The sequence below is a fragment of the Acinetobacter sp. 1000160 genome, assembly GCF_000588715.1.
In the GTDB taxonomy this organism is placed as follows: domain Bacteria; phylum Pseudomonadota; class Gammaproteobacteria; order Pseudomonadales; family Moraxellaceae; genus Acinetobacter; species Acinetobacter courvalinii.
Window position 1 is genome coordinate 59,585 of record NZ_JFWP02000003.1, and the last position, 14,884, is coordinate 74,468.

The window sequence follows — 14,884 nt, forward strand, 5'->3', positions numbered from 1 at the left end:
GATCAAAATTATAGTAGAGATTGTCACAAGTAAATCTACCTTATTTCAATACTTCTTATCTTAAAGTTGACAGTTCATTGATTATAAGATAACCATGAGAGACATAGATTGTCGTACTAAATTATTTGAATGTTGACTGAAGAATCTATTATGAATAAAAATCAATCAATGTCATTAATGAGATAGGAATCATGGAAATAATTCAAAAAGTACTTGTTTGGATTGTTAATTTTATTCTAAGTGGAAGGGCAAAAGCCGTAGGTGTTGCATTCTTAGGTGCAGGTGTTTCATATCTTTTATTTCAAGGAGCATCGTTATTCCTTAATACATTTATAACTTTGTCACCCCAATTCCAAGAATATGTATTCAATCACAGAGTTTGGTTTATGATTGGTTTATTTGCTTTGTATATGGCTCCAGTAAGTATAGGTTGCTATATGTGTTATAACGAATTGGAATACATTGATAATAAACAGATGTATAGATAGGTCAGGGTATCAATCTATAAAAAATTTCTGATTTTTGAATTTAATTTGAGTTACTAGTTTTAAGAATTGCTGGTTTAGACAACAATATTTCGAAAAGTTCAATGAAATTTAATGAGTTTTGAGAATCCTTAAAGGATAAAGATTTAAAAGGATTGGGTTCTGAGTTTTTATTGGAATTGTCATACACGTAGAAGATCTGATGGATGATAGCAGTAGCATAGAAAATATTTTAAGTGCTTAAGAAGAAAAATTTATAAATATCTAAATGGTTTGGGAGTGATTAAGCGTGAAGACCCAATAGGATTAGAATGACTTCAAGTTATTTATAGCTATTTGGCGCTTTTAAAGGAATTGAGTCATACTCAACTCCTGTAGATAAAATTTGGATGTAGCGGCCCAGTACCCTAAGTCCAAATTTGTGATTAGAATCTATCATTAGATAACGTAAACTCTTTTTAACCCAAATCTACCCTTGAAATTAAAATTTTAGACTCAAATATAAAAGTATTATTAAAATGGTTTAATAATACTACAAGGATTTCAAGATGACTGATATGTCAAATATAGCCGAAGTTAAAGAGGTTACTTCCTCAAGAGAAGCAAATGCATTAATAGCTCAAGGTTGGGTTTTATTAGCGCCACCAACAACTTTTCAAGGTGAGCATGAAACCTTGTATATTTATTCACTTGGAAGACCTAAAAGTAACGATTAAGTTTAATTTATAAATTATGAATCAAATTGCTTAATAAGCAATTTGATTCATATGAGAGACTAACGATGACAAATGATAGCAGTAAAAGAAGTATATTCTTCTCCGAAGAAATTGAAAATCAAGTAGAGCGATTAAGCATGGATGAAATTCAAGATTTATACAATACATGCGTAAGAAACAAGCATAAATTGGTCAACTATCAAGCGGGCGTGAAAGTTTGTTGCAGTTGCAAAAAATATTATACTTTTTTTGATAAAAAACCTGTTGAATACAAAGATTTACCACCTAATATTGATAGCAAGTGCTGTTGATTTTTAGTCATGCTTTTTCTATTACATTATGATTAATATCTAATTTTTATATATGTAAAAAAAGCTTCGACTTAGATCAGTGCTTTTTTATTTAGTATAGTAATCATTATATTAAATGGAAGTGAAATTATAGGTTATCTATGCTAAAAGAATTATTAAACGTAAAGTTATATTTAAGGTAAACTACTTAATGAAATCTAGAGAGCTAAAAACTATTCATAATTTAATAGTTAGTAATTACAAAATGACTCCAATTGGAAATTCGGGGAAATTTCTTCATACATTTACTCCAGAAACCACTGATACCGTTTACTCTTTTGAAGCAAATGGTGTTGCTGAGTTAGAAGAAGGCATCCACTACAATATCGGTTATTATGAAGAGGGTGATAAAAAAATTATAGATATTTCATCTACAGCTAAAGCAGATATTGCTAATCCACAGTTTTCATATGCTTGTGCTAAACAGTTCGCGGAAGAAGAGAAAAAATCTAATACGCAAAAAAATGATATTCGAGTTAAACATTCTGCAACTGATGGTTATTATTGGGGAAAAAAATACGCTTGGCGACAGTTCGGATTAGCTATTCCTAAAGATGCATTTTATAAATATCTTGAGGAAATTAAACATCCATTTGTTAAATGTCAGACTATAAACCCAGACCTCCCTTTTTCTGTGAATGAAGACTCAATTGCTTATAAAGAGGAAGGGCTTGATGATGCAATAAAAAAATTACTATTTTCAGCTGTAAAGACTGGTAAAGTCTATTTTACATCACCACATTATAGTAAAAAGTTTTCAATACGAGGTCCGCAGTCTATTACAGATAAAAAGTAATTAAGTTCCTCTAAAATTGACATAATACGCCTTATACTAAATGCTTAAATTTTCCATATAAGCATCAATGCCTGAGTTAAAGTCGTTCTAGAATTAAGCTAACTAGAACGACTTTTTTCATGATTATTTACGTTTGACATCTGATATTTAATGAATGTTTCACGGTTTTCGTAAGTAGAGTTTAAATTTAGAAATTAGGTTATGCTGTTTTTGTAACTAATCAATAAATATATAAAATAAGATCTATTCCTAACCATCTGAATTGACTTCATCCCGCCTCACTATTATTCTTAGCTTGCTGACCTACATTGTCAGTCGGTTTTGACAGACCGCTTACACACAAGCACATCAAAAAAGTCATTTTTTGGTGGCGAACTCGTTCGTCCCCCTTCGTTGCGGTAGGGCGAGGGAGGGACGCCTTGTGCGTGCTGATTCTTGTGTGTCAGTCTGTCAACCCGCCTTCGTTCTACCACCATAATCAATTGACAGTGATTTGGTAGAACTTCTTTAGCACACAAGGAGTTAACCATGACGATTCATAATTTCCTCTATCTGCACTGATATCTCTTTTATTTAACTGATTTAACTTCAACGTTTAATCGGTGCTTTGGCGTTTCTTATTTATTCACGAACAGCTTTCTGTTCTGTGTATGTACGCTTGTAGGTTTAAAAACTATCAATAGAGAAAAAGATATAGGGGAGCTTTAATGAAAATTAAATCATTCAGCATTCTTGCAATCATCATTGCACAAACATTATCAGGCTGTTCGTCCGAGACAAAAGACCGTAAGGGTTACATTGAACAATGCATGTATCCAAATAAAGCCATTAAAACAGCCGTGGAAACTGAAGCTTATTGTGGTTGCCGCTACGATACGATTCGTCAGGCTTATGGAAAACCATTCTTTAATAAACCAATTAGCACTGAAGAAGACCAAAAGAAAATGGACTTTGCCCGAGGTTATACCATTGGTAAATGCAGTCGATAAGGAGCAGTGATGATGAACAATAAAACATTTTTGATTATGACAACTCTACTCATGATCGGATGTTCTTCTGGGCAAGAACAGGCTGCAACAAATGACCCTTGTCAGGAAGAAGCAGACGTTGCTGAAACAGTAATGGATATGCGTTTGAAACAAAGCAATATGGCAAATGCAATGGTATTGCTGGCTGGAAATAATGAGGAACTTCGGGAACAACTTAAACCGATTCTCCATGATGCCTTTGAATATGACCGTGGTGGTACAGCAACTTTTGAAAGAACCAAACAAATGTTTAGAGATAAGTACTACCAGCAATGTATGCAGAGACAAGGCAACTAACTTCTACTTAGGAGGAATCAGTTTATAGGGGGAGAAAATGAAAAGATTGATCTTACTGACATCTGTAGTCTTGATGGTTACAGGGTGTGATAAGGCAAAAACAGACGCATCGAATAAAACAACACAGGCAGAAGTCCAACCTGTCACAGAACATGCCGAATTAACAGTGGTGGAGAAAGAAGACTTAAACTCTCTGAGAACCTCACCAATTGAGGAGACTGCAAATCAGGCAGAGTTTTACTTAAATCATTTAGAAACATCTTCTATTCAGGAGATGCGAGCATTTATTAAAAAAGGTTTAGAAGAATGGGAAGCCTTTAATAATGAACGTGCTGATCCGAATGTTCCACCGCTCCCCGAAAATACGGATGCGAGTATGGAATATCGCATTGAAGTGAAGAATCATGTCTATGGCTCTAGTGTGGTTGAAACAGCTTATCTGAATCTGATTTCACTCTCAGATAGTATTGAGATGGATAAATTGATTGTGAATAGAGGAAATTGTAGAGCTGATTACCGTAGCGGTGCTAATCCGATTACCTATGGTAATTCCATGCGTTTCTTCTTAAATTGTGATCCACGCAATATCAGGGAAGTTGTTGCTGTACTCAGGGATGGCCGTCAGGTCGTGATGTCACCACAATAACTATATGAGTCATACAGCACAAAAAGCCTAATTGGAAAAAATTGTAGTTATATAACATTAAGATGAATCAACACATAGAATGAAATAATTCACTGAATTGTTTCCTTCTCATCAACATTAATCTCATCTAAGACTGCTGGGTTTCATTCCTTTAACAAGGAGTGAGGTCCAGCAGTCTTTTTGTTTATAAGGACACAATTATGGCGCACTTAGTAGAAACAATGGCATTTGTAGGACAAACCCCTTGGCATGGTTTAGGCAATGGACTTACTCCAAATCAACCTATTGAGGTATGGGCACAGCAGGCAGGGATGGATTGGCGAATTGAGACTTCTGATGTTAGTTACATGGCACAGAATGAAAAGGGGCAGAGTATCCTTATGCCTTATGAGGAACAGAGAGTACTTTACCGTTCCGATACTCATGCACCTTTATCAGTGGTGAGCCAACGCTTTCAGGAAGTCCAACCCCTGGAAATCCTAGATTTCTACAAAGATCTGACTGAACAATCAGGTTTTGAACTGGAAACCGCAGGTGTACTCAAAGGTGGTAAAAAGTTTTGGGCATTGGCTAAAACTGGACAGAGCGCAGAACTTAAGGGTAAGGATGTCAGCAATGGCTATATTCTTCTGGCAACCGCCTGTGACGGGACATTAGCAACAACAGCTCAATTTACCAGTATTCGGGTGGTGTGTAATAACACTTTAGCGATTGCTCTCAAAGGACAGAACACCAGTCCTGGTGTGGTAAAAGTTCCGCATAGCACCAAGTTCGATGCAGAGAAAGTCAAACAGCAACTCGGTATTTCAGTCCGTGCATGGGATGAACATATGTATGAAATGAAGCAACTTAGTCAACGTAAGGTAACTCAACAGGAAGCGGCAGCCTACTTTGATGCAGTATTTAACAACACTAATCTGAGTATCGCTGAACAGGATGAAAGTATTATCCAGTTCTATCGTAATGCAGCCATGCCCAATCAAACGAACCCATCCAAAGCAGATAATAAAACTGAGCGGAATGGACGCGCTATGTCTAAAGTCATGACTATGTTTAATGGACAGGGACGTGGAGCAGAACTTAGCTCAGCTAAAGACACAGCCTATGGTTTGCTGTGCAGCATCACTGAATTTGTGGATCATGAACGTCGGGCCATGAGTCAGGATTATCGTCTGGACTCTGCTTGGTTTGGTGCCGGTGCAGTGATTAAACAACGAGGACTTGAGCAAGCTTTAAGAATGATCGCCTAAATTCAGTTTTAGTTAAGCCTTCTACATTAGCCTAAGCATACGGTAACACCGTACAAGCACAGCAACACTTTTAGCCGCATCCTCAGATGCGGCTTTTTTATGCCCCAAATTTAGCTTTTACGATTTTATACATATAGGAATATTTGCAATGAATACCAATACGCAAATTCAAAACACGTTAAGTCATCCACCCTTACAACCGTACGTACTAAACTTAAATCAACCCACTCAACAGGTTGAGGTGGGAACTCGAAGCAAACGCAATCCCTCACGAAAAACCAAATCACCCACTGCCAAACGTCTAGCCAACACCAAGCAGATGAATTACCAGCAATGGCTAGAAGTTAGAAAACAGGGCATTGGTAGCAGTGATGCTGCAACGGCCTGTGGACTGAATCCTTATATGTCGATGCTGGAACTATGGATGATCAAGAAAGGTCGGATGCAGCAAAACATTGAGGACGAAAGTGCAGGCTATGCACCGTTATATTGGGGTAAGCAGTTGGAACCCTTGGTGGCTGAATACTACAGCATGCACACCAATCACAAAGTGCGTCGAGTCAATGCAGTGTTGCAACACCCTGATGAAGACAAACACTTTATGTTGGCAAACCTAGACTTTGCTGTGGTGGGCAGTGATGAGGTGCAGATTCTCGAATGTAAAACCGTGGGGGAATATGGGGCAAAGCTGTGGCGAGATGGTGTACCCCTATATGTGCTATGTCAGGTGCAACATCAACTCGCAGTGACTGGTAAACAAGCAGCGCATATCTGTGCCCTAATCTGTGGACATGAAACCAAGATATTTAAGGTCACACGCAACGAGACTGTCATTCAGCACATCATCAATGCTGAACGCCATTTCTGGCAATGTGTGGAATCAGGAATTCCACCCAGTGTCGATGCCTCTGAGTCGGCAGCCAAGGCCTTGCAACAACTCTATCCTGAACAGATTCCGTTAACCGTAGAAGACCTGACTCAAAACGAGCAAGCCAACTACCTATTTAACCAATTGTTAGAGGAGCGACATAAGGTTGAGCAACATCAGCAGTATTTTGATGAGTTAAAACATCAACTACAAATGATGATAAAAGATGCTGAGCGAGCTGTGTTTCTAGGTGGTTCAGTGACGTGGAAGAAATCACAAGACTCAATCAGTCTAGACTGTAAATCGCTTCTTAAACAGCATCCTGAATATCTACAGCTGTTTCCACAAACTAAAGCTGGAACAAGACGCTTTCAGATTTATCCAAACGGTGGATAAATCATTCTTTATCCACAATCTATCAATCCAACTAGCCAATCCCAGACCCAAACAGGTCTGGGTTTTTTTATATCCAATTTTTATTTAAAGGAAATCATTATGATTAAAGGTCTCGCAATTACACCACCTGTACTGGGTCGTATTAGTATCGGTAAAATCGTTGAAAAGAATGGGAAACGTGTCCCTGAAAAGGATGACCAGTTTACCATTACCAGCCAAATCCAGAACAAGGATGGCTGGGTCAAGCATCCACTTGATGAACAGCTACGAGCCAAATCACCGAATCAAAACCAAAAGCTTAGAAGCATTCCAGTCCGTATGATCTTTAATGATCCTGAACTGAACCTGCGTGCAGAGTACAGTTTATTTGACAGGCAAACAGGACGTTTGATCTGTTCAGGTAATGGTGAAACCTGTCAGCGATTTGGGCAGAATGGGATTGAACAACATTCATGCCCATCACCTGATTTATGTCCTTTGGCACAAGGAGGATTATGCAAGCCCTATGGACGGCTGTATGTCAATCTGGATGAATCGGATGAGTTTGGCGCATTCATCTTTAGAACAACAGACTTTAATAGTATTCGTACTTTGGCAGCACGGCTTCGTTACTATCATGCTGCATCGGGTGACTTACTTTCTTGTTTGCCATTACAACTGACTTTACGAGGTAAAAGCACAACACAAAGTTATCGTACTCCGATCTACTACGTGGACTTAACTTTGCGGGATGGAGTAAATCTCAATGATGCTATCACTTCTGCTAAACAGATGGATGAACAGAGCAAGGCAGCAGGGTTTTATCAGGAAGCGCTGGACCATGTGGCACGACAAAGTTACGGCAATGCTAGTTTTGAGGTGGGCAGTGAAGAGGGACTGGATATTGTTGAGGAGTTTTACGCCGATGAACCAAAACCAGAGCGGCATCAGCAGACTAGCGACTTGACTCATGTTCACGATATTCAGAAAGGGTTACAGCAATCAGTTCAGACTTTGAATTAGATGAGCTTGGACAACATTGGACTGCGTAAAATTTTACTGGATTGACCTATCATCTGAGCGAATTACCGCTCGCATCAATGATTAGGAGAAAACATCATGAATGCGTTCACAGGTCAAACTTTTCAGATGAATCAACTCATAAATATAAAACAGGTAATCGAGTTCACAGGTGTATGTCGTTCGACAATATATGAAATGATGGATGAAAATTCGCCTTACTATGATCCGACTTTTCCAAAGAAAGTTACGATCTCACAAAAACGTATAGGTTGGTCTGCTTGGGAGATTAATCAATGGATTGAAGCAAAGTTAGCGAGTCGTGAATAGGGGAGCCGATGCTCCCTTTTTTTAATTGAATTATTTTTTTTTGATAAAAATATAAATTAGCCTCTAATCACAAACCTTAAGAAATAAAATACAAAATAGGTAGTCTCCCATATTTTTTGTAATTATGGTTATACTGAGAATAACTTTAAATAATTTTATCAATAGATTATGAATGACTATATTCAGTTAAATCGCAAATTCTCACCAATATTGTCAGATCAAAATTTAGATGTGTCTAATTTAGATTATTCACTAAACATGGGGGGTGCAGCAAAAAATAGTTGGGACGATTTGTTAACTGAATACAGATGTGTGATTTTGGCTGAAGCTGGTGCAGGAAAAACTAAAGAATTTGAACAGTGTGCTAGAAGAATTAAAGCAGATGGTAAATACGCGTTTTTCATTCGGATAGAGGATATAGATGATGATTTTGTCAATGAGTTTGAAATAGGAGATGAAGACCAGTTCGATGAGTGGTTAGCCTCTACAGATTCAGCATGGTTTTTTTTAGACTCAGTAGACGAAGCTCGTTTAGAAAATCCAAAAAAATTTCATAAAGCCATAAGAAAATTTGCAAGAAAAATAAAAGCTGCTGTACATAGAAGTCATATTTATATTTCAAGTCGCCCTTATAGTTGGGAATTTGATAGTGATGAAGAAATTCTAAATACGGAACTGTTTTATGGTATCAAAGACGAAAAATATAAATCTGAAAAGGATGAAAAACTAAAAAGTGGACTAAAAATTTTTACTCTTTCTCCTTTAACTTTAGAAGATATAAAAAAATTTTGTGAAACTCGATCGGTAGAAAATATTCCAATTTTACTCAATCAAATCGAAAGATATGATCTGCTAGAATTTGCTGAAAGGCCTTTTGATTTAGAAAGTATTATTGATAAATGGAGAAATGACGGGGCATTGGGTTCTAGATTAGAAATTATTAAATATAATATTAATCAAAGATTAGCAGATAGGCATGACTCTAATAGACGTAATATCAATATAAGTCCAGAAAAACTTACTCAAGGAGCCCAACGGCTAGCAGCTGCAGTTATACTGACCCGTAAAGCTAATATTAATGTACGTTCCTCCAATCACAATACTAAAAACTTAGATCCTACTGAAGTACTTCCTGATTGGACTAATGAAGAAATATTTGCTTTATTAAGTTGTGCTATTTTTAATGATATCATATATGAAGCAGTTCGTTTTAGACATAGAGATATTCGAGAGTTTCTTGCAGCCCAGTGGTTCTCAAATTTATTAAGTGGGGATGATAGACTTTCAACAGAAATGCTTTTTTTTAAAGAGCAATTTGGCGAAAAAATTGTAGTACCTTCACTTCGAGCAATACTTCCTTGGCTAATATTGTTGGATGAAAAAATTTGTCAAGATGTAATAAAATTTCAACCAGAAATTGCTTTTGAAAATGGTGACCCAACACAGTTATCATTAGATGTACGTAGAAAACTTTTTTCACAATTTGTTGAAAGAATTGCAAAAAACCAAGATGATCGAACAATTAGAGATAATGACTCTATTGCAAAAATCGCTGATTTTGATTTAGAAGATGAAGTTTTATCACTAATAAAAATTTATTATGATAATGAAGATGTTATTTTCTTCTTGGGAAGAATGGTATGGAAAGGAAAGTTTACTAAATGTCTTTCTTTACTTACATCCATTGCGCTTGATTCTAAAAGAAATATGTACTCTAGGAGAGTGTCGACTCGCGCAATTATGGCATGTGGGCAAAGAGAACAAAAAGTCAATCTTTGGACTAATTTAAATCAAGGCGGGAAAAAACTAGATAGACAGTTAATTGTAGAACTTATCGATGAAACTGTTCCTGATCAAGAGTTTATCAGTTTACTCATAGAGTCTTTAGCAAATGCAACTTTATATAAAAGATTTGAACATAGTGGGTTAACTGCGGTCTTAGAGAAATTTGTACAGAAACTTGATGCTATATTAGGATATGAGTTACTTATTGGTATAGCAGAAATATTAACTTCAGGACCTTTTTTTAATATAAAAGAATATCAAATATCGAAAGAATATGCCTGGACTTTAAAAATAGCTTTTCAAATTATTGAAAAATTAGTTAGAGAGCGTAATTCCTTAGGGCTTGAGGATAGAGTAATAGAAATATTAATTAATGCTACAGCTCTAGAGTATCAAAGGGATTTTGATGATTTCAATGAAAAGAATAAATTGAGAGAAGTTATACCTACATGGTCGGATCTTAATGATAAGTTATATTGGAATTTAATTAAAATAGAACGTCAAAATTTACTTCGAAAAGGAACGAATAGATTAACTGATGATGGGGTTATTTCAGGTCTAGGACACTTTTGGGGATTTAATGCTGATAGTTTTGATAGATTATTGAGTTATATTGATATTAAAGATTGTGTTGATGATAAATTAATCTGCTTGAATCGAGCATTTATAATATACTCACAGCAGAACCAACCAATTGAAATGTTAACCAAAATACAAGAGGCATGTAAAAGCCATTCTCAACTTTTAGATCATTTAGCAACTTTATTAACACCTATACATGTTAAAAGTGATATACCAAAAAGAGTTGAAGAAGATACGATAAAGCGACAGTCTCAACTTGAAAAAAGAGAGTTAAGAGAAAAAAATGATAAATTAAATTGGATTCAGCGATTGAAAAATAATCCTGGACAGCTCACAAATTCCCCTCATATTTTAAATGGTGAATTAACAAATAATCATCTCTGGTTGATGCGTGAACTTGATTATGGTGGAATATCTACAGATCGCTATGGATATCAGAATTGGGAAGATTTAATTCCTGAGTTTGGACAAGAAGTAGCACAAGCCTATCGCGATTCAGCTATACAATTTTGGCGAGTTTATAAACCTAAATTGCATTCAGAAGAAGCCTTAAAAAAACACAGTACACCTTGCGATCTAATATTTGGTTTAATAGGGTTGGAACTTGAGTATAAAAAGGATCCTGAGTTTTATAAAAAATTAAATTCAGAGGAAATCACAAATGCTTTAAGGTATTTTTCATGGGAGTTAAACGGTTTTCCATCATGGCTAGAAAAATTTTATAAAGTTTTTCCAAATGAGGTTGTTGAAGCTATAAACAAAGAGGTTGTATGGGAACTAGGATCATCAGATCCTGAAGCTGACCACAATTATAACCATGTCTTGCATGACCTCATTTATCATGCGCCTTGGATACATACGGATATAGCACATAGAATTTTTGACTGGTTAAAAGAAAACTCAAAATTACTTCATAAAGACACTTACAGATATGCAGTACAAATTTTATTAAATTCTGATATTCAAGAATCAGATTTTAGTTTACTGGCTCAACAAAAAATTAACGAATTAAGTTTACCTGTACACAAGTCATGGTGGTATGCACTTTATGTAGATTGTGACCCAGAAGAGGGAATATTATCCTTAACTACTTGGTTGGAATCATTAGTTATTGAAGATGCTATACAAGCATCTCAAGTTTTTATTTGTCAGTTGATGGGTAAAAGAGATTCAATAAATGGAAAAGCAGGAAATAATAAGTTTAAAGAGGTCAAGTATTTAAAGAAATTATATTCTTTAATGCATAAATATATAAAGCTAGATGATGATATAGAAAGAGCTAATTCAGGAGTATATTCGCCTGGGCTTAGAGATGATGCACAAGAGGCTAGAGATTTGATTTTTACATATTTGAAAGAAGTTCCTAGTGCTGAAAGTTATTATGCAATTAAAGATTTGTTAAAAGAGCATCCAAGTGGAAATAGACGTATTTGGTTGGAAAAGACTGCTCACAATATTGCCTTGTCTTGTGGTGATTCTGAGCCATGGAGCATTGAGCAAGTACTACAATTTGAAGCTTTAGGGGATATCAAGCCAAAAACACATAAAGAATTATTTGATTTAGCATTGCTTAGGATAATTGAACTAAAAGACTGGCTTGAAAATGGTGATGATAGTCCTTGGCTTACTTGGCAAAGAGCTGAGAAAGAAACTGAGATGAGAAATCTAATTGCTGGTGAGTTACGAAAAAAGGCACAATCTAAATATTCAATTTCCCAAGAAAATGAATTAGCAAATAGCCAAAGAACTGATATTAGGCTTGATAACCCTACTGTAAACAGTCCAGTACCAATTGAATTAAAAATTCTTGATAAAGATTGGAGTGGGACTGATTTATGTGAAAGATTAAGAAATCAATTGGTTGGTGATTATTTGCGTGAAAGGACTACTGGTTGTGGAATATTTTTATTAGTATCTCAGTCAACGAACAAGAATTGGATAATTCAAGGTAATACAATTAGTTTGAGTGATTTGGAGAAAACACTTCAAGAATATTGGTATAGTATTGCCCATGAGTGGATTGGAATAGATTCTATCAAAGTTGTTGTTATTGATTTAAGTAAGAGAAAACTAGTTGCAGTTACATAATGGTTTTTCAAATTTACTAGCTCAAATTTGATCTCATAACTTACACTTTTTAAGTTGTATCTTCATTTTAAATTTGAGCCAGTACTTTTTTCATATAGTTATAATTTCTATTGTTGGTGATGTTGGAATCTGAGTAGTCATCCTATTATAAATTTCGAAGAGTTATTTGTTGTAACTTTATAAGTGTAATTTTATGGATTTTCTATTGTTGAGAATGGGTGGGTTTGGTTTATTAAATATATATTATAAAAATTTCTTTGTGGTGAACTTTATTCGGCAGAAACTTAATCTATCAAGAAATGTTCAAAAAGAAGAGGGATGAAACAGGGTAAATTTGACGTATTTTTTTAAATAGAATTAATATAAAACAATAAGATATTGTTTTAATTCAACTGACGCCACCTCCACTCAAATATTATTCAAGATCATTCGGTTTAATATAAAAATTGTTGAATTAAATCGTAAGGTTGCTACTAATTTAGATGAAATATCTAAATTAAAGAGCTTTTTCACTCATACACTGATCTATGTCTACTGTCACAAGATGGATGCACAATTCTATGGATGATTATTCAGTGTTATTGCACCCCGAGCTACTACTTGGGTTTAACCATACGGGGTGGTATGAATTGATAGGATGTAGTTCCCCAGCCAAACAAACTGATAAAGCAAGTAAGGCTGCGGGGGGATCTGGAAGCTTTGGATTATGTAGCAAGGCTAAGGTATAGCAATGCCAGTTGTAGAGAGAGGGGCTGGAATTGTTAATGAGCTCTGTACAGACGTAGTAAAAGCTGAACAGTCTTAGCACACTGATAAGTTGAATCATCTGCACAATATCCAGAAAGGGTTGCAGCAGTTGTTTCAGATTTTGAATTAAAAAAAGGAAGTCAAGACTTCCTTTTGGATTATTTTAGGAATGGCAAACAAGCATTTTTAAATTTTTTTGCTTTTGATCGGAAATTTAAAAATAGAAAGATAATTCTGTATAAAAATACAAGAAGAAAATAGTAATATGCAAAATATTTGAAACTTAGAAAAGCTTAAAAATGAATATTCACTTTACAATTGAAGATGATCAAAAAAAAAATGGGGAAGGACCAATCCAAGTAGGTTGGTTTTTAACAGAAAATAAGGCTTCTTTGCTTTATGAACCGCCCTATAGAATGCGGTCTCAGGCGCTAATAAAACATGCTAAATCAGCAAGCCGTTGCCCTGCGATATTGCAACTGGAAAGTCGTTATTTTGTAATTAATTGCCCTTTTGACTTTCATTTGCGTTTCGACAGAGATGCCCATGGTAAGCCAGTCTTGGTCAATGTCCTAGGTGATCAGTCACCTATACGCCAAAATAAATTGAGAGAGTTATTAACACTTGTCAATGAAAATGAATGGCGCAGTCCTCAAATTCCCATTTTACAGCTTAAGCTTCCTTACTGTTTTATTGCTGATGAAGTGGTGTATCTGACTCAATTGGATGCTTTTGGTCATTACCGTAAAAATCCACTGCCTGGCACAATTTTTGGTGGTCGTTTTCCGATTCATATTTGGCCACGTCCACTGATGTGGGCATTTGAATGGCATGACTCTTCTAAAGATTTAATTTTAAAACGTGGTGAACCTTTATTTTACTGTCAATTTGATGGTTATGATCCATCACGCACAATAAAACTACTTCAAGCTGAAAAAACGCCTGAGCTGATGCAGTATATGGATCAAATTTCGGGGGTGGTGAATTATTTAAATCAGACTTTTAGTTTGTTTAATGAAGTTGAAAAAGTTAGACCATCTAAATTATTAGAATTTAAAAAAATTAATTAAATTTAAGGAGTAAAAAATGAATGTTATTAAAGATAAAATCACTCAAGGTGAATTTAGTGAAATCCTAAGTGCTAGATTAGATCTTAACCCTATCCTTGTACGAAGAATAATTTTTGATTTTTTAAAAAATAATGAATCCACTATAGAGAATGAAGGAGAAATAAATATTCCCTCTATCTATCATTTTAATGGAAATTTTCTTTGTCCAGCTATGGGTAGGCCAGATCCATATTTTGAATATATTTTTTCCAACAATGATTTTGTAATATATGTGGAAACTAATAATAATGATCTAATGATTATAAACTTTGCTGGAAACTTAAACACTCCAAATGAAAAAGATATTGAAAATATAAAAAATGAAATTTTTGAAATTATAGAGAGTGGTAAAGTTTTTTTGTTGTGGGATATGAAAAAAGAAAATACAGAATTTAAAATAATAGGATGATAT

14 protein-coding genes are annotated in these 14,884 nt (G+C 35.2%); all 14 read left to right on the forward strand.

Annotated elements, in window-relative coordinates:
- Positions 1 to 191 precede the first annotated feature (191 nt).
- The 14 genes from J699_RS0218605 (at position 192) to J699_RS11865 (ending at position 14,881) form a co-directional block, all read left to right on the forward strand.
- Positions 192 to 488, forward strand: a complete 297-nt coding sequence (locus tag J699_RS0218605; protein ID WP_032867827.1) for a hypothetical protein — start codon at positions 192 to 194, stop codon at positions 486 to 488.
- Positions 489 to 1,033: 545 nt separating this feature from the next.
- A complete protein-coding gene (locus J699_RS19500) occupies positions 1,034 to 1,201 on the forward strand; it encodes a hypothetical protein (protein ID WP_153561899.1) in 168 nt (55 codons plus the stop codon).
- A gap of 65 nt (positions 1,202 to 1,266) precedes the next feature.
- Positions 1,267 to 1,512, forward strand: a complete 246-nt coding sequence (locus J699_RS0218610; protein ID WP_032867825.1) for a hypothetical protein — start codon at positions 1,267 to 1,269, stop codon at positions 1,510 to 1,512.
- A gap of 190 nt (positions 1,513 to 1,702) precedes the next feature.
- Entirely contained in the window at positions 1,703 to 2,347 is a 645-nt protein-coding gene (locus J699_RS11915; RefSeq protein ID WP_032867822.1) for a hypothetical protein, read from the forward strand.
- A gap of 707 nt (positions 2,348 to 3,054) precedes the next feature.
- A complete protein-coding gene (locus J699_RS11910) occupies positions 3,055 to 3,336 on the forward strand; it encodes a hypothetical protein (RefSeq protein WP_032867820.1) in 282 nt (93 codons plus the stop codon).
- Between the two features lie 9 nt (positions 3,337 to 3,345).
- A complete protein-coding gene (locus J699_RS11905; RefSeq protein WP_032867818.1) occupies positions 3,346 to 3,672 on the forward strand; it encodes a hypothetical protein in 327 nt (108 codons plus the stop codon).
- Between the two features lie 37 nt (positions 3,673 to 3,709).
- Complete coding sequence (locus J699_RS11900; protein WP_032867816.1) at positions 3,710 to 4,318, forward strand: hypothetical protein; 609 nt, start codon at positions 3,710 to 3,712, stop codon at positions 4,316 to 4,318.
- Between the two features lie 200 nt (positions 4,319 to 4,518).
- Positions 4,519 to 5,568 (forward strand): DUF932 domain-containing protein, encoded by a 1,050-nt coding sequence (locus J699_RS11895; RefSeq protein WP_032867814.1) that lies wholly within the window; start codon positions 4,519 to 4,521, stop codon positions 5,566 to 5,568.
- 148 nt (positions 5,569 to 5,716) lie between these two features.
- Complete coding sequence (locus tag J699_RS11890; protein WP_032867811.1) at positions 5,717 to 6,832, forward strand: YqaJ viral recombinase family protein; 1,116 nt, start codon at positions 5,717 to 5,719, stop codon at positions 6,830 to 6,832.
- Positions 6,833 to 6,931: 99 nt separating this feature from the next.
- Positions 6,932 to 7,834 carry a hypothetical protein gene (locus tag J699_RS11885; RefSeq protein ID WP_032867809.1) on the forward strand — a complete coding sequence of 301 codons (903 nt, stop codon included), beginning with the start codon at positions 6,932 to 6,934 and terminating at the stop codon, positions 7,832 to 7,834.
- Positions 7,835 to 7,930: 96 nt separating this feature from the next.
- The gene (locus J699_RS11880; RefSeq protein WP_032867807.1) at positions 7,931 to 8,161 is read left to right on the forward strand and encodes a helix-turn-helix transcriptional regulator; all 231 of its coding nucleotides are present in this window, start codon (positions 7,931 to 7,933) and stop codon (positions 8,159 to 8,161) included.
- Positions 8,162 to 8,329: 168 nt separating this feature from the next.
- On the forward strand, positions 8,330 to 12,616 hold the full coding sequence (locus J699_RS11875) for an NACHT domain-containing protein (protein WP_032867805.1): 4,287 nt from the start codon (positions 8,330 to 8,332) through the stop codon (positions 12,614 to 12,616).
- A 1,046-nt stretch (positions 12,617 to 13,662) separates the two neighbouring features.
- On the forward strand, positions 13,663 to 14,433 hold the full coding sequence (locus J699_RS11870) for a hypothetical protein (protein ID WP_032867803.1): 771 nt from the start codon (positions 13,663 to 13,665) through the stop codon (positions 14,431 to 14,433).
- Between the two features lie 16 nt (positions 14,434 to 14,449).
- Positions 14,450 to 14,881: a hypothetical protein gene (locus J699_RS11865; protein ID WP_032867800.1), complete on the forward strand. Its 432-nt coding sequence runs from the start codon at positions 14,450 to 14,452 to the stop codon at positions 14,879 to 14,881.
- Positions 14,882 to 14,884 lie beyond the last annotated feature (3 nt).